Raw genomic sequence first — 21,088 nt, 5'->3', positions numbered from 1 at the left:
GTTACTTTAAGGCCGCAGGTTAAACAAAACCTTACAAGACCTGTGGTTTTTACTTTAAGGACACCCTATGAAGACCTCTATATTCAAAAGCCTTTACTTTCAGGTCCTGACAGCAATTGCCATTGGTATTCTCCTTGGCCATTACTACCCTGAATTAGGCGCCCAAATGAAGCCGCTTGGTGATGCTTTCGTTAAGCTCATCAAGATGGTCATCGCACCTGTCATCTTCTGTACTGTCGTGACCGGCATTGCAGGCATGGAAAGTATGAAAGCAGTAGGCCGCACCGGTGCGGTTGCACTGCTCTATTTTGAAATTGTCAGTACGATTGCGCTGATCATCGGCCTTATCATCGTCAACGTGGTGCAACCCGGTGCCGGAATGAACGTCGATCCGGCGACGCTGGACGCTAAAGCGGTTGCCATTTACGCTGAACAGGCAAAAGACCAGGGGATCGTAGGCTTCCTGATGGATATTATCCCGGGTAGCGTGATTGGCGCGTTCGCCAGCGGTAACATCCTGCAGGTATTACTGTTTGCGGTAATGTTTGGTTTTGCGCTGCACCGTTTGGGCAGCAAAGGCCAGATGATTTTCAACGTGATTGAAAGCTTCTCGCAGGTTATTTTCGGCATCATCAATATGATCATGCGCCTGGCGCCGATCGGTGCTTTCGGGGCCATGGCCTTTACCATCGGTAAATATGGCGTCGGAACGCTGGTGCAACTGGGTCAGCTGATAATCTGCTTCTACATCACCTGTATTCTGTTTGTGGTTGTGGTTCTGGGCTCCATTGCTCGCGCAACCGGCTTCAGCATTTTCAAATTCATCCGCTATATCCGTGAAGAACTGCTGATCGTACTGGGTACGTCTTCTTCTGAATCCGCGCTGCCGCGTATGCTCGATAAGATGGAAAAACTGGGCTGCCGGAAGTCGGTTGTCGGGTTGGTTATACCCACGGGCTACTCGTTTAACCTTGATGGGACATCAATCTATCTGACGATGGCGGCGGTGTTTATCGCTCAGGCAACCAACAGCCATATGGATATCTTCCATCAGATAACCCTGTTGGTGGTGCTCCTGCTCTCCTCAAAAGGTGCAGCGGGTGTGACCGGGAGTGGCTTCATTGTTCTGGCCGCGACGATCTCTGCGGTGGGTCACTTGCCGGTTGCGGGTCTGGCACTGATTCTTGGTATTGACCGCTTTATGTCTGAAGCACGTGCGCTGACTAACCTGGTCGGTAATGGTGTGGCAACTGTCGTCGTCGCTAAATGGGTCAAAGAACTGGACCATAAAAAGCTGGACGATGTGCTGAATAATCGTGCGCCGGATGGCAAAACGCACGATTTATCCTCTTAATCTCGTCACTTATGCCCGTAGTCCCTTCCAGGACTGCGGGCGTTTGCGCATAATTACCCCCTGTGCCTGAAACCGTCGATTCGGCGGCTCGGGATTTTTTCACTTCTTCCGTGACATTTTTATGTTCTCGCGGTCTAACACGAAGTGTTTTTAACGTCATATTCAGAGAGTCCTTTCGAGGGCTGTCTTTTTATTTCCAGGATAGTTGATCAGGGGTTCACATGCAGGGCACAAAAATTCGACTTTTAGCGGGCGGCTTGCTGATGATGGCCACTGCCGGCTATGTGCAGGCAGATGCGCTCCAGCCTGACCCGGCGTGGCAACAGGGCACGCTGGCAAATGGTCTACAGTGGCAAGTGTTAGCCACTCCCCAGCGCCCCAGCGACCGTATTGAGGTCCGCCTGCTGGTTAATACCGGTTCACTCACCGAAAGTACGCAACAGAGTGGTTTCAGCCATGCGATCCCACGTATCGCGCTGACGCAAAGCGGTGGCCTCGATGCCACGCAAGCCCGTTCATTGTGGCAGCAGGGGTTCGATCCCAAACGTCCCATGCCGCCGGTTATCGTTTCCTATGATTCCACGTTGTACAACCTCAGTCTGCCAAACAGCCGTAACGATCTACTGAAAGAGTCACTTTCTTACCTGGCGAATATCTCCGGCAATCTGAGCATCACCTCTGAAACGGTCAATCATGCGCTGAGCAGCGAAGATATGGTTGCAACCTGGCCGTCAGATACCAAAGAGGGATGGTGGCGCTATCGCCTGAAGGGATCAACGTTGCTGGGCCACGATCCAGCCGATCCGCTGAAGACGCCTATAGATGCGGCGAAAATTCAGTCTTTCTACCAGAAATGGTATACCCCGGACGCGATGACGCTGATCATCGTCGGTAACGTTGATGCACGCAGCGTAGCTGAGCAAATCAATAAAACCTTTGGCGAGTTAAAAGGAAAACGCGAAACGCCTGCACCGGTACCCACGCTCTCTCCGCTGCGAGCAGAAGCCGTAAGCATTATGACTGATGCGGTACGCCAGGATCGCCTGTCTATTATGTGGGATATGCCGTGGCAACCGATCCGTGAATCTGCCGCGTTGTTACGTTACTGGCGCGCTGATTTAGCTCGTGAGGCGCTATTCTGGCACATTCAGCAAGAGCTAACCAAAAACAATGCCAAAGATATTGGCCTCGGATTTGACTGCCGGGTGCTGTTCCTGCGCGCGCAGTGTGCGATTAACGTTGAGTCGCCAAACGATAAACTGAACGCCAATCTGGGTACGGTTGCGCGTGAGCTGGCGAAAGTGCGTGATAAAGGACTTCCGGAAGAAGAGTTCAATGCGCTGGTCGCGCAAAAGAATCTGGAACTGCAGAAGCTGTTTGCCACCTATGGTCGTACCGATACCGATATTTTGATCAGCCAGCGTTTGCGCTCGCTGCAAAATCAGGTGGTGGATATTGCGCCTGAACAGTATCAGCGTTTACGCCAGAGCTTCCTCAACAGCCTGAGTGTTGAGATGCTGAATCAGGACCTGCGACAGCAGCTGTCGCAAGATATGGCGTTAATTCTGCTGCAGCCGAAGGGTGAACCTGAATTCAATATGAAGGATCTGCAGGCGACGTGGGATAGCATTATGGCGCCCGTTACCGCAGCGGCAACATCTGTTGAAACGGATGAATCACACCCTGAAGTGACAGATATCCCGCCGGTACAATAACCTGTAAGCCGGATAAGACGGTTACGCCGCCATCCGGCATTGGAGATGCCGGGGGCGCTTCGCTTGCCCGGCCTACGGTATGCAGACCGGATAATCGACGTTATTGCGGCATAGCGTCGCGTGGGATAATCGCCCCGCGGTGCTGAATCACGGTGCTTGCCGTCAGGTGGCCGCGTTTTGCGGCATCAGCGGCATTGCCACCGGTCAGACGTACCGCCAGATATCCGGCGCTGAAGGAGTCTCCGGCCGCAGTGGTATCGATCACCTTCTCTTTCGGCAATTTAACGGCCGGAACATCGATGAGCGCTTCGCCCGCGATGGAAACCAGGCAAGAGTCTGCGCCACGCTTCACAACCACTTCCTGTACACCAGCTGCGTGAGTACGGGCAATCACCTCAGCAACGGGTTTTTCACCCCACAGCGCGTCTTCATCGTCCAGCGTCAGGAATGCGATATTGGTGCATTCCAGCATCTGCTGATACACCTGCTGGGTTTCTTCTTTGCTGCTCCACAGACGCGGGCGGTAGTTATTATCAAAAATGACCTTTCCACCGTTGGCACGGCATTCACGCAGCAACGACAGCAGCTTGTCACGACTTGCCGGGCTTAAAATCGCCAGGCTGATTCCGCTCAGATACAAGTAATCAAATGTCGCCAGCTCTTCGCAAATCGCGGCAGACTGCTCGCTCTCCAGCCAGAATTTTGCGGCGGCTTCATTACGCCAGTAATAAAAGGTGCGCTCGCCAGTGCTGTCGGTCTCAATGTAGTAGAGACCCGGCAGGCGGTTTTCCATGCGCTGGGTTAATGAGGTATCCACGTTTTCACCCTGCCAGGACTCCAGCATTTGTTGGCTAAAACTGTCGGTACCCAGTGCAGTCACATAGTGTACGGAAAGTGCCGTAGCATCGACCTGACGGGCGATATAAACGGATGTATTCAACGTGTCGCCACCGAATCCGCGCTGAACGTCAGCGCCTTTCTGTGACAGCTCAATCATGCATTCGCCAATCACGGCAATCTTTCTGGACATAGTCGTAACCTGCTCTGAAAAAAATTAGCGTTAGTGTGCGCTGTGGGTGTTAAGCGGTCAACTATATTAAAACATCGTTCCATTATTTTTTTGAGCCAGCACGTGTTCTGCGTTGTTTTTGCCGCTTAGTTTTTATTTTTGCGCACAGCTGAACGTAAAGTTCTGCGTCTGAGCGCCGATAACCTTTGACGAGTCCGGTCAGTCACACTCTTATTTACAGGACATCTCAGATGATAAAGCAGGTTACCCAGCAGCTCATTACGCTCGATGCGAGTATTGAAAACTTGCAGGAGAGACGCTATTGGCTGCAGTGCGAGCGTGCTTACACCTACCAGCCAATTTACCAGACCAACGGACGACTGATGGCCGTTGAACTGCTGACTGTCGTGAGCCATCCTGATAATCCATCCCAACGTATTGCGCCAGACCGCTATTTTGCCGAAGTAACCGTCCGACATCGTGTTGATGTGGTGATAGAGCAACTTCTTCAACTTGAGCTGAAAGGGGACTTTTTCAGAGCCAACAACCTGCTGGCTTCCGTGAACGTCGACGGACCAACGCTCATTGCGATGCGCCAGGATCCCGAAATCCTGAAAATCATTGAAGGCCTGCCGTGGCTGCGTTTTGAGTTAGTGGAACATATCCGCTTACCGAAGGGGTCGTCCTTCGCCTCAATGTGCGAGTTTGGCCCGCTCTGGCTGGATGATTTTGGTACCGGAATGGCGAACTTCTCGGCGCTTAGTGAAGTGAATTATGACTATATCAAAGTGGCGCGAGACCTGTTCGTCATGCTGCGTAAGACGCCGGAGGGACGTAATCTCTTCACACTACTATTACAGCTGATGAACCGCTATTGCCGCGGCGTGATTGTCGAAGGCGTTGAAACGCTGGAAGAGTGGCGTGATGTGCAAAACTCACCAGCTTTTGCCGCGCAAGGCTATTTTCTCTCTCGTCCAGTACCTCTGGACACGCTTGAAGAGGTGATTCTGTCGCTTTGATGAGGACGTAGAACACCTCCTTTTCATCCTGCTGGACTATCTTTAGGACAGGCAAGGAAGGAAGTAGAGAGGTTAGACATGACGAAAACAGGTAAAATAACCACTTCAGTAATAGGGGTTTTCTTGTTGTTGATCGTCGTACTCATCATTGTGATTGCGACATTTGACTGGAACCGGCTCAAACCGACCATCAACCAGAAAGTCTCTACAGAACTCAACCGGCCCTTTGCTATACGGGGTGACCTGGGCGTGGTTTGGGAACGCCAGAAGCAGGAAAGCGGCTGGCGTAGCTGGGTTCCGTGGCCGCATGTTCATGCTGAAGATATCATCCTCGGCAACCCGCCAGACATTCCTGACGTTACCATGGTGCATCTCCCGCGTGTTGAAGCTACGCTCGCCCCACTGGCACTGCTGACAAAAACCGTCTGGCTCCCGTGGGTCAAGCTGGTCAAACCCGATGCGCGGCTGATCCGCCTGTCGGAGAAAAACAATAACTGGACCTTTAACTTAGCTGGGGACGAAAACCGCGATCCTAATGCGCCGCCATCCGCGTGGTCGTTCCGGCTGGATAACATTCTGTTTGACCAGGGACGCATCGCCATTAACGATAAGGTGACGAATTCGGAGATTGAGATCCTGGTCGATCCGCTGGGTAAACCGTTGCCCTTTAGCGAAGTGACCGGCGCAAAAGGTAAAGAGAGCAACGCCCACGTCGAGGACTACGTGTTTGGTCTGAAAGCGCAAGGGCGATATAACGGCGAACCGCTAAACGGTAGCGGAAAAATTGGCGGAATGCTGGCGCTGCGTGGTGAAGATACGCCTTTCCCGATTCAGGCTGATTTCCGTTCGGGCAATACGCGCGTAGCGTTTATCGGCACGATAAACGATCCGATGAACATGGGTGGGGCGGATCTACGACTTAAATTCTCGGGAGATTCGCTAGGGGATTTATACGATTTGACCGGCGTGCTGCTCCCGGATACGCCGCCGTTTGAAACCGACGGACGTCTGGTAGCGAAAATTGACCCGGAAAAATCCTCTGTTTTTGATTATCGCGATTTCAATGGTCGCATTGGCGACAGCGATATTCACGGAACGCTAGCCTACACCACCGGCAAGCCGCGACCCATGCTGAAGGGCGATGTGGAATCACGCCAGCTGAGGCTGGCCGATTTGGGGCCGCTGATCGGGGTGGATTCAGGCAAAGGCGCGGAACGGGCAAAACAATCTGAACAGCGCAAAGGTGAGAAGAGCGTTCAGCCTGCGGACAAGGTGTTGCCGTATGACCGTTTTGAAACTGACAAATGGAACGTAATGGACGCTGACGTGCGTTTCAAAGGACGGCGTATTGAGCATGGCAGTAGCCTACCGATCAGCGATCTCTCCACTCATATCATCCTGAAAAATGCCGACCTGCGCCTGCAACCGCTGAAATTTGGTCTTGCGGGAGGCAGCATTGTTTCCAGCATCCATCTGGAAGGGGATAAAAAGCCGATGCGGGGGCAGGCGGATATCCAGGCTCGCCGCCTGAAGCTTAAAGCACTGATGCCGGATGTGGAACTGATGCAAAAAACGCTTGGTGAAATGAACGGTGACGCCAGGTTTAGTGGGAGCGGAAACTCGGTGGCGGCGCTGTTGGGTAACAGCAATGGCAACCTGAAACTGCTGATGAATGACGGTTTGATCAGCCGGAATCTGATGGAAATTGTGGGCTTGAATCTGGGGAACTATCTTGTCGGGCAGATATTTGGCGATGACGAAGTGCGGGTGAACTGCGCGGCGGCGAATCTGGATATTGTTAACGGCGTGGCGCGTCCGCAGATTTTTGCTTTTGATACGGAAAACGCAGTCATTAATGTCACCGGTACGGCAAGCTTTGCGTCGGAGCAACTGGATTTAACCATCGATCCGGAGAGCAAAGGGATTCGTATTATTACTCTGCGTTCGCCGTTGTATGTTCGCGGCACCTTTAAGAATCCGCAGGCAGGCGTGAAGGCCGGACCGCTGATTGCGCGCGGTGCGGTTGCTGCTGCGCTGGCAACGCTGGTGACGCCAGCGGCGGCCCTGCTGGCGCTGATTTCACCTTCTGAAGGGGATGCTAATCAGTGCCGGACAATCCTGTCGCAGATGAAGAAGTGATGAGAGCGCCGGATGAGGTGTAAACACCTTATCCGGCCTACGGGGGATTGCAGTTTGTAGGCCTGATAAGCATAGCGCCATCAGGCAATCAAATTACAGCGATTGATGCCGTGTCTCATGGGTTAACAGCAGCGCAATCAGCGTTAACGCCGCCATTGATGCCAGATACGTACCGACTGCCGCCAGACCATAGTTCGCCTGCAACCATGCAGCGATGTATGGGGCAACGGAAGCACCAAGAATCGACGAAACGTTGTACGAGAACGACGCCCCTGTGTAGCGCACTTCGGTCGGGAACAGCTCCGGCAGCAGCGCGCCCATCGGACCAAATGTCAGCCCCATCAGGCTTAAGCCCAGCAACAGGAAGGCGAAAACCAGCACCGGATTGCCAGAGCCGAGCAGTGGTTTAAAGGCAAACAGCGCAAACAGAATGATAAGCGTGGTGATGATGAGCATGCTCTTGCGACGACCAAATGCGTCGGCCAGCAGGCCCGCCACCGGCACCATGACGCCAAAGCCAATCACCGCCATCATCAGCATCCACAACACTTCATTACGCGGCAGGCCAAGTCCTACAGGCGCGGCTGCGGTGCTGAACGTCATCGAATAGACGGTCATGATATAGAACAGCGTATAGGTTGCCAGCATGATGAACGTGCCGAGGATCGTCACGCGAACATGTTTGGTCAGCAGGGTACCCAGCGGGATTTTCACCTGCTTTTTCGCCGCGGCTACTTTGGCGAAGACCGGGGATTCATGCAGCGAAACGCGAACGTACAGCCCGATAATCACCAGTACCGCAGAGAAGATGAACGGTACGCGCCAACCCCAGTTCATGAACTGCTCGTCGGTCAGCAGCCAGGAGAGCAGCAGAAAGGTACCATTGGCGAAGAAGAAGCCGATAGGTGCGCCCAACTGCGGAAATGATCCGTACAGCGCGCGTTTGCGCGGTGGCGCGTTTTCCGTCGCCAGCAGCGCAGCACCGCCCCATTCACCGCCCAGACCTAACCCCTGGCCAAAACGCGCCAGCGCCAGCAGCAGTGGGGCGAAAATGCCGATAGTTTCATAGCCCGGCAGCAGGCCAATCACAACCGTCGAGATCCCCATGGTGAGCAGTGAGGCAACCAGCGTGACTTTACGGCCGACGCGATCGCCGAAATGCCCGAATACCGCAGAACCGATCGGTCGTGCCACAAAGGCGATAGCAAAAGTCGCCAGGGACTGTAGCGTCGCGGCAGTCGGATCCCCCTGCGGGAAGAAGATATGCGGGAACACGATCACTGCGGCGGTGGCGTAAATATAGAAGTCGAAGAACTCAATGGCGGTGCCAATGAGCGAGGCGACGACGACTTTATTGCGCGAGTTGACCGGGGTGTGTTCCTGTTCGTTGTCGAGTGTTGTGGCTGTTGCTTGCATAATATTTTCTTATTTTTGGCCGAACGAAAGGCCATATTACGCACAGCAAAAGAGACATTTCAATCTGTAACAAACTTTGAGATCGGTCAAAAATGGAGCAAAAAGGGGATAATTTTTAGGCTTGAGATTTCACTTCCATGAAATGCTTCACATAATTTAAAACTTAGATGATAAAACTAGTTTTTGGTTAAATAAAAGTTACGGGTTGGATTTATTCACTAAATCGGTGAGATCGGGCGGCATTATAATTGCCGGATGGCGCTGCGCTTATCCGGCCTACAAAACTCACCCGTAGGCCGGATAAGACGCGTGCGACGCCATCCGGTAATTCACAACTAATCCGGCGGTGGCTACTGCGTTTTCCCCGGCATACGCGGGTCGTCTTTGTATTCTGCGGTGGCAATCCAGGCAGCGCAAAACAGAGTCAGACGAGCGAAGAAGTAGAAGAACGCCATCAATCCAAGCACGGAACCAAACGCCGCGCCTGACGGCGATTGCACCAGTGACGGCAGGGTATATGTCATGATCATTTTGATGACTTCAAACCCCAGAGCCGCGATAAATGTGCCACGTATGAGCGCTTTCTTACGCGGTCGGTGACGCGGTAGCCGCCAGAAAATCCAGAAGAACAGCAAGTAGTTGGCGAAAATAGAGATGGTCAGGCCGATCAGCCGCCAGGCGGGCTTCAGCCATTCGATACCGTCGAGATACAACGCAGAGATAATCATCTGCTGGGCGGAGCCGGCAATGGAGGTAATGGACAGGGTAACAATCAGCGCAATCAGTAAGCCAATCAATGAGATAAAATCACGCAGATATTTGACCCAAATTTTTTCCTGATCCTGTGGGGTACGCTCCCAGACATCCCGCGACTGAGCACGAATCGCTTCGCGCAGGTTTCCCATCCAGTTAATGCCGGAATAGAGCGCGATGCCAAGCCCTACCAGACCTACAGTGGTACGTTGCTGTACGGCGGTATTAATGGTGTTTTTCAGCGTAGAGGCGAGCGTCGGATCGCTGACGTTCAACAAAATCTTGCTGAAGATATCCTGCAACAGTGTAGGGTGCGAAGCGAGAATAAAACCCGCGGCGGCAAACGACACCATCAGGATCGGGATCATCGAGAGAAACGAGAAGTAGGTAATGGCGGCGCCAAACTGATTTCCCATACGATCGTTAAACCGCTCTGCGGCACGAATAAGATGGGCGATGATGGGCTGACGTTGAATTTTATCGGCGAAGGTCAGAGCCGTTTTCAGCGCCTGGTTCGCTTTAGCGTTTTTCTCCGGCGCGGCGGAGGCTGGTTTATGTTCTGGCGTAGGGTGTTTTGCGTCTTGTTCCTGCGTCATCCGATCGGTTGTCCTTATTTTGTTCACTCATGACATTATAGCCTGCTCAGGAGCGCATCCTGAAAAATGGACTAATCCACATAGTCTTTCATCACGCCAGTCAGCCATTCCATAAACAGATGTACCCGGCGAGAGAGGTTGCGTCGATGCGGATATAACAAAGAGACCGGCATTGGCTCGGCGCGATATTGCGGCAACACTTCGACCAGCGTGCCGGCGCGCAGGGCATCACGCACGCCAACGCGCGGCACCTGAATAATGCCCAGACCGGCAAGGCATGCCGCGTGATAGGTTTCGGTACTGTTTACCGTTAGCATACCGCCGGTTTTAACCCATTGCGTGCCGTTTTCTGTCGCCACTTCGAAACCTTGCGCACGCGTTCCCAAATTGACCGAGTAGTGCACCACTGCATGTGAAGCTAAATCCTCCAGGCTTTCCGGATAACCAAAGCGGGCGAGGTACTGTGGGCTGGCGCAGTTAATCTGCGTGAGTTTCCCCACTGGGCGCGCAATCAGCCCTGAATCTTTCAGCGTACCTACGCGTACCACACAGTCGAAACCTTCGCGGACCAGATCCACCAGGCGGTCGCTGCTGCTGAGTTCGAGCTCAAGGCCTGGATACTGATGCAAGAAAGTGGGTAAGCGGGGCATCACTAGGTTTCTCGCCACGCCAACCGGCATATCGACGCGCAGCTTGCCGCTGATGCTGGATGGATCGTGATGAAATAGCCCATCCAGTTCATCCAGATTGCTCAACAAATCTTTTGCGCGTTCGTAATAGATCATACCGTCTTGTGTGAGCTGAACGCGGCGGGTAGTGCGGTGCAACAACTGCGTGCCCAGATGATTTTCCAGGGCCTGGATTTGGCGCGATACGCTACCTTTAGGAAGACCAAGGGTGTCTGCCGCACGCGAAAAGCTCTCCAGTTCTGCGACGCGGATGAACAACTGCATTGCGTGAATTTTATCCATTCTCATGCCCTATTGTTGTTCCAAATGAAACAGTAATGCGCAACAGACGACATTTATTGTTTTTCTATCACCTAATAAGCTTTATCTCAATCATCACAACGTCGGAAATGAGGTTTCTTATGACGCAACGTATCGCATTAGTGACTGGTGGTAGTCGTGGGCTCGGTAAAAACGCCGCACTTAAGCTGGCTGACAGAGGAACGGACATTATCTTTACCTACAACAGCCAGCAGCAGGCGGCGCTGGATGTGGTTGCTGAAATTGAGCAAAAAGGCAGAAAAGCTGCGGCAATACAACTGAATGTCAGCGATGTGGCTGGCTTTGAGTCCTTTACCCATGAGTTACAAGCGCAACTGAAAAGCATGTGGAATCGTGAGGCGTTTGATTATTTAGTGAACAATGCCGGAATTGGTCTGTATGGCGCTTTTGCCGATACCTCCGAAGCGATGTTTGATCAATTAGTGAACATTCACTTTAAGGGCCCCTTCTTCCTGACCCAACGTCTGTTGCCGTTGATCCAGAATGGCGGCAGGATCCTGAATGTTTCATCGGGACTGGCGCGCTTTGCACTGCCAGGGTATGCCGCCTATGCCTCAATGAAAGGGGCGATGGAAGTACTGACGCGTTATCAGGCGAAAGAACTGGGAGAGCGGGGTATTTCAGTAAATATCATCGCGCCTGGGGCGATTGAAACCGATTTTGGCGGCGGTCGACTGCGGGATAATAAAGAGCTGAATGCATATGTGGCATCGCAAACGGCGCTGGGACGCGCGGGCTTGCCGGATGATATTGGCGACGCGATTGCCGCGTTGCTCAGCGATGAGCTGGCCTGGATGACAGCGCAGCGTATCGAAGTATCGGGCGGAATGTTTCTGTAAATCGCTCGTATCTTATGCAGCTTTTGAGCAATAGAAAACCGGTGCGCCACTCCAGGTAAAAATATAGCTGGTGGCGTTTACCGGTATTATCTGCAATCTAATTCAGCGATCGCGGTGCCGAAAGAAATCCGGGATAAACTTTCTGAATAACTCATTTTTCTTCGACAGCGGATTTGTCTCAGAAGAAACCATGATCACTTCCCCATCCTCCACAGATTCAGAATTTAATTCTTTGAAATGTTAAAAATTCGACATTAAAAATTGAGCGTTCGATCGCGTATGTGAAAACATGGCCTATGTGCTAAAAATTTCGCATAGGAAGAATAATAAATCGTGAATTTCATTTATAACCTCAAATCTACCATAAACGAATACTAAACGACCGCTTCCTCATAGTAGATTGGGATGAAGATTGGAAAGCATTTATAGCAGTCATATAATCCACCATACAAACGGTATGGATTATCTCAACGCTTATATGTAGAGGTGCATGTTCGTCTTCATTTAACGTGGGTATAAGATATGGGCTATCGTCTATATGGATTTATGATTGGTGCTGAAATTCATTTTGACATTTCTAATCGCCGACTGTATCGGCTTACGGGTAGCCATACCGAGAAAAACATCGTTTTTGCGTCAATTTACTTTAATGAAACAATGCTCAGGCTTTTCCTGTATTTATTAATAAATGCCAGGAGCCAGCCGGTACCGAAAGAAGAGTTATTTGAGAAAATCTGGGAAGCGCATAATCTGAGCCCCTCTGCACAAAGATTATGGCAAGTCCTGCACAATCTTAATAATAAACTTGGCCTGCTGGGGTTACCCAGGGATTTTATCCTTAATATAAGAGGTCAGGGTTATGTCATCAATTATCCTGATGTCATTCCCGTTTATTACAAAGTGAGCGAACTCCCAACTCATGCTGTCAAAAAAAGGGAGAAAATAGATAACCTGAGTGAGTGATGTCAACCCAGGTATTTGCCCCGAGCATGCAGCGCGAGGGGCTTTTTTTATCGTTATCTTTGCTTTCTATTTTCAATGAATGTTCGCTAAATAGCGTTATTGTTCAATAGATACCAATAACGGCCAGGGCGATTGGGTCAGGTTCTGATGATTGCTGTGCGGTTGTCCTCAATAGGCCACCGCACGCTTGAGGCTCGTGATGATTACCACAACCAGGCAACTCCCGATATTATTCTCTGACGCCAGCGAATTACTGGCCCGTTTCCTCACCTGTGCACCGGTAAAAACGCTGAATGCAGCCATTATTCAGCGCCAGTTCAGACCGGTGTATCAACCCATTTTTAACAGCCAGACGGGTGAAATTGCAGGTATTGAGGTGCTTGCCAGATGGACGCATCCCCAGTATGGCGCTATTCCCCCTGATATATTTATTCCCCTTGCGGAAGAGCATGGTCTTATCGCCTCGCTGACGCATCAACTTATTCAGCAAGTCATTGCCGACCTGCAGTCGCGGCTCCCCCTTTTCCCTAATGGACTTTATCTTAACCTAAATCTGAGCCCCGAAAACTGCCTCGATCCGCGTTTTAAGTCGGACGCCGTGGCGCTCATGCAAAAGCTTGCCCCGGTTCAGGTTCAACTGGTTATCGAAATTACCGAAAGACGCCCTCTGCACTTTACCCCTCAGCTAAGCGAGTGGTTTGCCGCGTTGAGAAAATCCAATATCGCCGTAGCGTTAGATGATTTCGGGACGGGATACTCGAATCTGTGTTACCTCCACGCGCTGGAACCGGAGTTTATTAAGATAGATAAACTGTTTGTCAGCCAGATTGGTGAGGGGGGCGATACCCGCATTGTCGATACGCTTATTGAGCTGGCGCAGAAGATGGGTCTGCGAATGATTGCCGAGGGCGTTGAGACTCAGGCTCAGGCCGATTATCTGCGCATGAAACGCTGTGATTTTTTACAAGGGTATTATTTATGTAGACCCGTTCCACTTGAAGATCTGATCGGAGTGATGCAATCGCCCGCAACCTTTAGTGTCGATTGATACAGCAATACTGCCTGGGGAAACCACAGGTGATGATCAATTGATGCGACATTTTATTTTGTAACATATTTGTCTGTTACTGTGAGTTCCTTATTTTTATTAGAAAATATAGACTCCAAAAAATTAATATTAATAAGCTGATTTTGAGTATTGGATATTAAGGATTTCCTTAATGTTTAGCGCCACTTTTGTCCCTTTGTGTGATTATTTGGTTTGAGCTGTAACTATTTTCGATTTCTACTTTTTTCTTCTCCGTCTATCGGTAAAATGGCCCCTGCCAAATGGTGACTTCTTATTTTACCCCTCGGGTAATACCCTTCCGCGTGTTAAGGCTAGTATCTTATTCAGACGGAGATAAGTAATGCAGGTAATAATGTTTGACAGGCAGTCGATATTTATTCATGGAATGAATGTAAGTTTACAAGAGCGTATTCCAGGAGTGGATGTTCAGGGTGTCAGTCAGGCAGATGACCTTTGGCAGAAACTGGAAGACACCCCTGATGCACTGATAATGCTGGATGGCGACCAGGACGCTGAGTTCTGCCGTAACTTGCTACAGCAGATAGCGCAACGCTTTTCGACAGTAAAAGTGCTGGTAACAGCAACGGACTGCCGTAAAAAATGGCTGCAGGAGGTTACGCAATTGAATGTGCTGGCCATTGTTCCACGCGACTCTGACGCGGAAACCTTCACGCTGGCTCTCAATAGCATTGCGATGGGAATGGTATTTATCCCCAGAGATTGCATGGCAACCCCCGAGTACAGCGGGCAAAATATCAGATCGCTTAGTGCGCGTCAGCGAGAGATTCTGACTATGCTTGCCGCCGGAGAATCAAATAAACAAATTGGTCGATTGTTAAATATCAGCACCGGAACGGTCAAAGCCCATCTTGAATCGCTGTATCAGCGCCTCGAGGTAAAAAACCGTACGCAGGCGGCAATGATGTTAAACGACGCTATTTAACGGGCGAATATTTCACAGTCAGAACGTTTCTGGCTGTGAAATAACCCCCGAGCAGAATTCTGCAGCACAAAACCGGCTTATCCCCACGCTGAGCATCCACGCAATTAACACTTCCTGTTGAAACCTTTCTTTTATTTGCGGCATTTTTTGGTGTATGAATTCCTCGCAGATTTCCAGATCCGCGAGCAGTAGTGTTTCTGCCTGCGTTACCGAAACAGGCGCAGGAAAGCTTTCATCGGATGTGATTTCGTGCCCGTAGCCAATCACCCAGACACCATTTTTGTCCTGATACTTTTCCAGTGACAGGCCTTGCCATTGTTTAATAAATGCAACACAGGCGGGCGTGAAATACGTTGAATGGAGTGGCATATTCATCTCTGTACAAAGAGACCTATTTTAAGAAACCACCCTCGTTACGCCAGTTGCCATACAGCCAGTTTTTTCAGCAAAACGTCTTATGCTGCGGGTGGCTGATAGTCGTGTTTTAACAGGCCGAAAATCCAGTCATCATTCCAGGTTTGATGCAGCCAGTAGCTTTCCCGTAGAGTGCCTTCGTGAATGAACCCGACCTTTTCCAGTAGACGCCGCGAAGCGTCGTTTCCTGCGGTGACGCGGGCCGTAAGCCGGCGTAGCCCTCCGGTGGTAAATGCAAAATCGCAAACTGCATGCAGGGATTCAGTACCATAACCTTTCCCCTGCGCTTCAGGGGCGAGCAGAAAACCGACCTCGGCACATTCATTGTTTTCATGAATATACCCAGTCACCCCAAGCGGTGCTCCCGATGCCTTATCGCACAGGACCAGACATAGCCAGTGCGGGCTGCCGGGAGACCATTCAGGCAGGCGGGAGTTGAAGGCTGTCCGTATCTCCTCTTCAGTACGCGCGTCAGTGACAAAGCGCATCACATCTGGATTCTGCTGTAGCGTTAAGAAGAACGTCCAGTCATTTTCTGTCAGTGGGCGGCAGAGTAGACGTGATGTTTGCAATACAGGCACAGGCTTATCTCCAGAATAATTTTCAATGATTGTGCGGAAGTCACTGTAAAACTTATTTATTTGCTATATGAATGTGTTTTAGTCTACATCGGCACAACGTTGCGTTTAAAAAAGATAATTACATACCATGATGAGGCCGCACGTTTTGGGTCCTTTTAGGGAAGATGATGACCAATAGCGCGTTACAAGCGACGTGTACACCCTTTGAACATTGTCTGGGGATTATCCGTCAGGCGTCGACAGAAATATTACTGCTGTTAGGCGTACATGTCACAGAAGGCAAAGACCCTCGGTGGTTTCTCGAACAACTGGATCAGGCACGACTGAATCTGGGCGGCTGGGGGGCTGTCGCCAGACGGTTGCAGATGAATGATGCGCAATTGAGCCAGTTCACTCTGCGGCTACGCCATCTTCAACAGAGTGTACCCCAATATGAAAATGGCCAGGATGTCAGTGAAAACCAGCTGATTTCAGCGCTGCGCTTTGTGGCCTCTCTGGAACAATTGCGCCAGCAACAGCCCATCCTGAAGTATCAAACCGAAATTGCACCTGTAGAGCCGGATGCTCAGATGCGGGCGCAGCGTCAACTTCGCGCAATAGAATTAACCCTCAAATCCCTGATTGCGCGGGTATGGCCGGATCAGCATCCTCTCAACAGCTTCCTGAAACAGCACTTTGGCGGTGAACGTCTGCGTCGCTGGCTAAAGTTAGGCGAAGGACGAGATGCGCTGGACGGTATGATGTTTAGCGAGCTGGCACTGATGGTCGTCGATAAGAAATTATTCGTTCGCCACTTTACGCAGATTTTTAACGATACCTCGGTGCTGATGTCGTTTGTTGAGCCGCGCATCACGCTACGCATGTTTTTGGATGATTGCCGCCTGGCTCGTAACTGCGTTATCGCGCAGCAGCCGCTGACGTCAGTACAATTGCTGTTGCTGGACTACCAGTACCGGCAGATAACTCATCCTGTGCAACGGGCATTTGAAGAACGGCGTACGCGCATTAATCCTGCGTCGTATCTGGAATCTGATGAGTCCATGGTCCGCCAGTTTTGGGAAACGGCAAAGCAAAAAGACGAGCAAGCGGGAGGCGATAAGCATGAAATTGCAGACAGTATTGATCCGCCGGAGAAGCGGGCCAAACGCTCGGCGGAAGAACGTGAACAGCTGATTTCCGGCATGTTGTGGGTAGCGGTCGGCGTGATGGTGCTGGCGATTTCGCTGGGTGCGTTCTGGTTATTCACTTCGCCAGCGCCACAGGCGTCATCCGGACAATCCGTTGAAATTGTGCAAGAGGATCCGCGACGTGACGCCCCCAGCGCACGGGAGGCGGTGACCCGAATGGGTATCACCTGGGATGCCTTTAACATGCGGGCGGCTATCGATCGCAATGACACCCGCGTGACGTCACTGTTCCTGCAGGGTGGGATGGACTGGAAGCTGGCGTGGACGGAGCAGGCGTTCTCAGCGGGCAATACCGAGGTGTTGAGACTGCTGCTGCGTTACCCTTCGCAGATGGATGAAAGCAAACCATGCCGACAGTTTATGACTACGCTCAGCCATGCGATGTCAAATGGAGCGTCGCTCACATCGCTACATAAAAGTTATCTGCAAAGTTTTTGTTCGGTGCCTGCGGTCGTTGCGCGTCAGCAATATGATCTTGAGCAGGCCGAGCTGCGTGTTCGCGCCCAGCCAAGCCCTGAGAACAAGAAATGGCAGAAAATTCACGCCGAGCTGTACGATGCGATTAACTGACAACCTGATGATTCAGACTGTTAACCGCTAGGGTTCGCCATACAAACCGATGAGTCGGCGCACCACGCCATTGGTCCAGCCAAAGCCGTCCTGCAACGGATATTCCCCGCCGCCGCCTTCGCGCGGCGCTGCGTCGGCTATATGGTATTTTTCGATCAGTTTGTGGTGTTCCTGATAAAAGAGATTCACCGTTTTCAACCAGTTACGGGCGATTTCATCCCCGAGATGGTCGTCACCGTACAGTTTGAAGCCCTGAATCGCCATCCACTGCAGCGGCGCCCAGCCGTTGGGTTTATCCCACTGTTCCCCAGTTTCATGCTCGGTTGCTAAAATCCCACCGGGCGTGAGCAGGCGACTGCGAACCGCGTTAGCAAGCCGGTCGGCTTGTTCATGTGTTGCCATACCGACATACAGCGGCACAATACTGGCGGCAGAGAACAGGGCCATTTGTTCGCGCCGCCAGTCGTAATCGCGATAGCAGCCGTTTTCATCGTCCCACAGATAGCGGTTTACCGCATCGCGACGGTCACTGGCTTTCTGGCGAAACAGCGCTTCCGTTTCTTTGTCGCCTTTCAGCGCGGAAATATTGGCGATAGTGCTTTCCAGCTTGTAGAGGAAGGCATTCAGATCAATCGGGATGAACTGCGTGGTGCGTATGCTGGCAAGGCGGCCTGCATCGCGTAGCCAGCGCGAGGAATAATCCCAACCAGAGGCTGCACCCGCGCGCAAATCCCGATACACCTCATTGGGCGGGCGACCTGAATGCTTGGCGGTCTCAACGTCTTCAAGCCATGACTCATCGCGCGGCGTATCACGATCGTCCCAATAGCGGTTGAGCAGAGAGCCGTCCGACATTCTGATCACGTGACGGTAGGCCTGGTTGAGCACCAGGGAATCGGCGCCATCCATCCAGAATGCGTATTCCATTTTTAGATGTTCAAGGTAGCGACGCGCGCCGCGCACGCCATCCTCTTCAAACAGTTCCACCATCAGCGCAAAGACCGGTGGCTGCGAACGGCTCAGGTAGTAGGTACGGTTACCGTTGGGGATATGACCATAGTTTTCAATCATCCAGGCAAAGTTATCCGCCATACATTTCAGCAGATCTTCGCGACCGCTCTCTGCCAGACCCAGCATGGTAAAGTAGGAATCCCAGTAGTAGGTTTCGCTAAAACGTCCGCCGGGCACAATATATGATTGCGGTAACGCCAGCAGCGAGGACCAGGGAATATGATCCTGCGGCTCGCGCGTCAGCACAGGCCACAGTTGATCGATATGCTCTTTCAGCGAGCTTGCCGGATCGGACACATATTCACTGGAGGGCGTTTCCGGTAGCCAGAAATGGTTCTCGACGAAACGTCGCAGATCAAAGTCGCGGTGGCGTTTAACTTTGCGATAGCGGATCAAAATGTCCAGTGGGTCCATTTTGGGCGCACAATCAGGGAAGGTTTTGCTATCAGCAAATAGTTTGGATGACTGGACGTGTTCAAACAGCTCGAGGTAACGATCGGCGGGGGTTAACGCATCTGACGCGGGTAACCCTGCAATCATCTCCGGCTCTGGCTCTGCCTCAATCATTTCATCCAGCTTTAACTCGCACGGATCCATTTCATAAAGCAGATCGATATCGATCGTCATTTCTTCTGAAGGGGCGTGGGGTAGTTTCTGGTTGAGCATAATGAGAAAGACCTCCGATGGACGTTGAAAGATTAAGGCTATTGCCCGGTCGTCAGTTAAGCGTAGACATTCGCTTCGGTGTCTGGTGAGTAAAGCGTGCGGTTGATCACATTTTAGTGCTGCATATTATTTAGAAAATAAGACTATCCCAATGAATATAATGAAGAATTCATAATTCTGCGTGACCTGAAGATATTTCATTTTCAGAACATTCGATTGCAACGAGTTGTGAACGGAAAACCATAACGGCTTATCTCCGTAATAGGCACAGGCTATTCTATCGATAGTTATCCCCCATGTAATTGCTTGATACTTATCAAAATAATAAATCCCTTACTTTCTATGATGGTTAAGTCTGATAAAGACTATGCACTCATTATTCTAATTTTTCTGGGTCACAATAACTCACAACGGTGAGGGTAAAATAATGAAAATCATTACCCGTCTTACCGCGATAGCCATAGCTGGCGTCGTGATTTGTTATTTTGGATTATCCGGTTATGTGTGGTATCACGATAATCAACGTAGTAAACAGGCAGATGTTCGGGCCTCTACGCTGGAAGAAAATAATAAAGTATTAGGTTTTTTACGCGAAAAAGGATGCGATTATTGTCACACGCCTTCAGCTGAATTACCTTTCTATTCTTCTTTTCCTGTCGCTAAGCAGTTGATGAATTACGATATTCAACTGGGATACAAATCATTCAATCTTGAGGCCGTTCGTGCGGCGCTGGTCGCAAATAAACCCGTTTCGCAAAGCGATCTGAATAAAATTGAATGGGTGATGCAGTACGACACCATGCCGCCGACGCGTTATACCGCACTGCACTGGGCTGGCAAGGTAAGCGATACAGAGCGAGCAGAGATCCTGGGCTGGATTGCGAAACAGCGCGAGCAGTATTATGCCAGTAACGATACCGCCGCGCAGCATCGTAACGAGCCTGTGCAGCCGATACCGGAAAGCATTCCGACCGATGCCCGTAAAGTGGCGCTGGGCTTTACGCTTTACCACGACCCGCGTATTTCCGGTGACAGCACGATTTCTTGCGCGCACTGCCATGCCCTGAATGCGGGGGGCGTAGATGGTCGCAAAACGTCAATCGGCGTAGGCGGCGCGGTTGGTCCTATCAACGCGCCGACGGTATTTAACTCTGTCTTCAACGTGGAACAATTCTGGGATGGTCGAGCACCAACATTGCAGGCGCAGGCAGGCGGCCCGCCGTTGAACCCTATCGAGATGGCGTCTAAATCCTGGGATGAAATTATCCAGAAACTGGATAAGGATCCGCAACTCAAACAAGAGTTTATCGCGGTTTATCCGCAGGGATTCAGCGGAGATAATATTACCGATGCGATTGCTGAGTTTGAGAAAACGCTAATTACGCCAAATTCGCCGTTTGATAAATGGCTACGCGGTGATGAAGCGGCGTTAACCGCCCAGCAGAAACATGGCTATCAGTTGTTTAAAGATAATAAGTGCGCGACCTGTCATGGCGGTATTATTTTAGGCGGGCGTTCATTTGAGCCATTGGGTTTGAAAAAGGACTTTAATTTCGGCGAGGTCACTGCCGCAGATATTGGCCGCATGAACGTCACTAATGAACTACGTGACAAGCTGCGTCAAAAAGTCCCTGGCTTGCGTAATGTTGCGCTGACGGCACCTTATTTCCATCGCGGTGATGTGCCAACGCTTGATGGCGCGGTCAAACTGATGCTGCGCTATCAGGTGGGTAAAGAACTGCCGCAGGAAGATATCGACGATATCGTGGCGTTTCTTGAGAGTCTGAACGGGGTGTATACGCCGTATATGCAGGGTAAATAAGAGAAAACCGGA

At 51.1% G+C, this 21,088-nt stretch carries 17 protein-coding genes; 10 read left to right on the top strand and 7 right to left on the bottom strand.

Annotation, left to right across the window (positions count from 1 at the left end; all coding sequences use genetic code 11):
- The first annotated feature begins 67 nt into the window (after positions 1-67).
- The gene (gene dctA / locus OGV71_RS06200; RefSeq protein WP_003837746.1) at positions 68-1,354 is read left to right on the top strand and encodes a C4-dicarboxylate transporter DctC; all 1,287 of its coding nucleotides are present in this window, start codon (positions 68-70) and stop codon (positions 1,352-1,354) included.
- Between the two features lie 221 nt (positions 1,355-1,575).
- On the top strand, positions 1,576-3,069 hold the full coding sequence (locus OGV71_RS06195; RefSeq protein WP_200055023.1) for a M16 family metallopeptidase: 1,494 nt from the start codon (positions 1,576-1,578) through the stop codon (positions 3,067-3,069).
- 100 nt (positions 3,070-3,169) lie between these two features.
- On the opposite strand, the gene kdgK is transcribed toward OGV71_RS06195, so the two are convergent.
- Positions 3,170-4,099 carry a 2-dehydro-3-deoxygluconokinase gene (gene kdgK, locus OGV71_RS06190; RefSeq protein ID WP_071696349.1) on the bottom strand — a complete coding sequence of 310 codons (930 nt, stop codon included), beginning with the start codon at positions 4,097-4,099 and terminating at the stop codon, positions 3,170-3,172.
- A gap of 230 nt (positions 4,100-4,329) precedes the next feature.
- On the opposite strand from kdgK, the gene pdeH reads away from it, so the two are divergent.
- Together pdeH and OGV71_RS06180 are read left to right on the top strand one after the other, a co-directional pair.
- Entirely contained in the window at positions 4,330-5,097 is a 768-nt protein-coding gene (gene pdeH, locus OGV71_RS06185; RefSeq protein WP_003023308.1) for a cyclic-guanylate-specific phosphodiesterase, read from the top strand.
- A gap of 78 nt (positions 5,098-5,175) precedes the next feature.
- Complete coding sequence (locus OGV71_RS06180; protein ID WP_204583194.1) at positions 5,176-7,236, top strand: AsmA family protein; 2,061 nt, start codon at positions 5,176-5,178, stop codon at positions 7,234-7,236.
- 93 nt (positions 7,237-7,329) lie between these two features.
- Here OGV71_RS06180 and OGV71_RS06175 read toward each other — a convergent pair whose 3' ends face one another.
- The 3 genes from OGV71_RS06175 to OGV71_RS06165 form a co-directional block, all read right to left on the bottom strand.
- Positions 7,330-8,652 (bottom strand): MFS transporter, encoded by a 1,323-nt coding sequence (locus OGV71_RS06175; RefSeq protein ID WP_049014502.1) that lies wholly within the window; start codon positions 8,650-8,652, stop codon positions 7,330-7,332.
- Between the two features lie 350 nt (positions 8,653-9,002).
- Complete coding sequence (yhjD, locus tag OGV71_RS06170) at positions 9,003-10,001, bottom strand: inner membrane protein YhjD (RefSeq protein WP_192474476.1); 999 nt, start codon at positions 9,999-10,001, stop codon at positions 9,003-9,005.
- A 71-nt stretch (positions 10,002-10,072) separates the two neighbouring features.
- Positions 10,073-10,972, bottom strand: a complete 900-nt coding sequence (locus OGV71_RS06165; protein ID WP_048218807.1) for a LysR family transcriptional regulator — start codon at positions 10,970-10,972, stop codon at positions 10,073-10,075.
- 119 nt (positions 10,973-11,091) lie between these two features.
- Between OGV71_RS06165 and OGV71_RS06160 the strand changes: the two genes are divergently transcribed.
- From OGV71_RS06160 to OGV71_RS06145, 4 genes are all read left to right on the top strand, one after another.
- Entirely contained in the window at positions 11,092-11,850 is a 759-nt protein-coding gene (locus OGV71_RS06160; protein WP_204583196.1) for an SDR family NAD(P)-dependent oxidoreductase, read from the top strand.
- 522 nt (positions 11,851-12,372) lie between these two features.
- Positions 12,373-12,813 (top strand): winged helix-turn-helix domain-containing protein, encoded by a 441-nt coding sequence (locus OGV71_RS06155; protein WP_032937221.1) that lies wholly within the window; start codon positions 12,373-12,375, stop codon positions 12,811-12,813.
- A gap of 199 nt (positions 12,814-13,012) precedes the next feature.
- Positions 13,013-13,861, top strand: coding sequence for an EAL domain-containing protein (locus OGV71_RS06150; protein WP_204583197.1), 849 nt, complete (start codon positions 13,013-13,015; stop codon positions 13,859-13,861).
- A 361-nt stretch (positions 13,862-14,222) separates the two neighbouring features.
- Positions 14,223-14,825 (top strand): response regulator transcription factor, encoded by a 603-nt coding sequence (locus OGV71_RS06145; RefSeq protein WP_071687962.1) that lies wholly within the window; start codon positions 14,223-14,225, stop codon positions 14,823-14,825.
- Positions 14,826-14,843: 18 nt separating this feature from the next.
- Here the strand turns inward: OGV71_RS06145 and OGV71_RS06140 are convergent, their stop codons facing one another.
- Together OGV71_RS06140 and OGV71_RS06135 are read right to left on the bottom strand one after the other, a co-directional pair.
- A complete protein-coding gene (locus tag OGV71_RS06140) occupies positions 14,844-15,194 on the bottom strand; it encodes a glycoside hydrolase family protein (RefSeq protein ID WP_071687963.1) in 351 nt (116 codons plus the stop codon).
- 86 nt (positions 15,195-15,280) lie between these two features.
- A complete protein-coding gene (locus tag OGV71_RS06135; RefSeq protein ID WP_204583198.1) occupies positions 15,281-15,820 on the bottom strand; it encodes a GNAT family N-acetyltransferase in 540 nt (179 codons plus the stop codon).
- Positions 15,821-15,987: 167 nt separating this feature from the next.
- Between OGV71_RS06135 and OGV71_RS06130 the strand changes: the two genes are divergently transcribed.
- Positions 15,988-17,577, top strand: coding sequence for an STY4199 family HEPN domain-containing protein (locus tag OGV71_RS06130; RefSeq protein ID WP_204584367.1), 1,590 nt, complete (start codon positions 15,988-15,990; stop codon positions 17,575-17,577).
- Positions 17,578-17,604: 27 nt separating this feature from the next.
- Here the strand turns inward: OGV71_RS06130 and OGV71_RS06125 are convergent, their stop codons facing one another.
- Complete coding sequence (locus OGV71_RS06125) at positions 17,605-19,254, bottom strand: alpha,alpha-trehalase (protein ID WP_003023337.1); 1,650 nt, start codon at positions 19,252-19,254, stop codon at positions 17,605-17,607.
- A gap of 427 nt (positions 19,255-19,681) precedes the next feature.
- Here OGV71_RS06125 and OGV71_RS06120 point away from each other — a divergent pair, with 427 nt between their 5' ends.
- Positions 19,682-21,076, top strand: coding sequence for a cytochrome-c peroxidase (locus OGV71_RS06120; RefSeq protein ID WP_204583199.1), 1,395 nt, complete (start codon positions 19,682-19,684; stop codon positions 21,074-21,076).
- Positions 21,077-21,088 lie beyond the last annotated feature (12 nt).

The organism is Citrobacter sp. Cf088, assembly GCF_030334295.1.
Taxonomy (GTDB): Bacteria; Pseudomonadota; Gammaproteobacteria; order Enterobacterales; family Enterobacteriaceae; genus Citrobacter; species Citrobacter freundii.
This window is presented reverse-complemented; position numbering and strand designations above follow the sequence as displayed.

Coding starts and splice junctions, on each gene's coding strand:
- dctA (WP_003837746.1), top strand. CDS start 68: ATGAAGACCTCTATATTCAAAAGCCTTTACTTTCAGGTCCTGACAGCA.
- OGV71_RS06195 (WP_200055023.1), top strand. CDS start 1,576: ATGCAGGGCACAAAAATTCGACTTTTAGCGGGCGGCTTGCTGATGATG.
- kdgK (WP_071696349.1), bottom strand. CDS start 4,099: ATGTCCAGAAAGATTGCCGTGATTGGCGAATGCATGATTGAGCTGTCA.
- pdeH (WP_003023308.1), top strand. CDS start 4,330: ATGATAAAGCAGGTTACCCAGCAGCTCATTACGCTCGATGCGAGTATT.
- OGV71_RS06180 (WP_204583194.1), top strand. CDS start 5,176: ATGACGAAAACAGGTAAAATAACCACTTCAGTAATAGGGGTTTTCTTG.
- OGV71_RS06175 (WP_049014502.1), bottom strand. CDS start 8,652: ATGCAAGCAACAGCCACAACACTCGACAACGAACAGGAACACACCCCG.
- yhjD (WP_192474476.1), bottom strand. CDS start 10,001: ATGACGCAGGAACAAGACGCAAAACACCCTACGCCAGAACATAAACCA.
- OGV71_RS06165 (WP_048218807.1), bottom strand. CDS start 10,972: ATGGATAAAATTCACGCAATGCAGTTGTTCATCCGCGTCGCAGAACTG.
- OGV71_RS06160 (WP_204583196.1), top strand. CDS start 11,092: ATGACGCAACGTATCGCATTAGTGACTGGTGGTAGTCGTGGGCTCGGT.
- OGV71_RS06155 (WP_032937221.1), top strand. CDS start 12,373: ATGGGCTATCGTCTATATGGATTTATGATTGGTGCTGAAATTCATTTT.
- OGV71_RS06150 (WP_204583197.1), top strand. CDS start 13,013: ATGATTACCACAACCAGGCAACTCCCGATATTATTCTCTGACGCCAGC.
- OGV71_RS06145 (WP_071687962.1), top strand. CDS start 14,223: ATGCAGGTAATAATGTTTGACAGGCAGTCGATATTTATTCATGGAATG.
- OGV71_RS06140 (WP_071687963.1), bottom strand. CDS start 15,194: ATGCCACTCCATTCAACGTATTTCACGCCCGCCTGTGTTGCATTTATT.
- OGV71_RS06130 (WP_204584367.1), top strand. CDS start 15,988: ATGACCAATAGCGCGTTACAAGCGACGTGTACACCCTTTGAACATTGT.
- OGV71_RS06125 (WP_003023337.1), bottom strand. CDS start 19,254: ATGCTCAACCAGAAACTACCCCACGCCCCTTCAGAAGAAATGACGATC.
- OGV71_RS06120 (WP_204583199.1), top strand. CDS start 19,682: ATGAAAATCATTACCCGTCTTACCGCGATAGCCATAGCTGGCGTCGTG.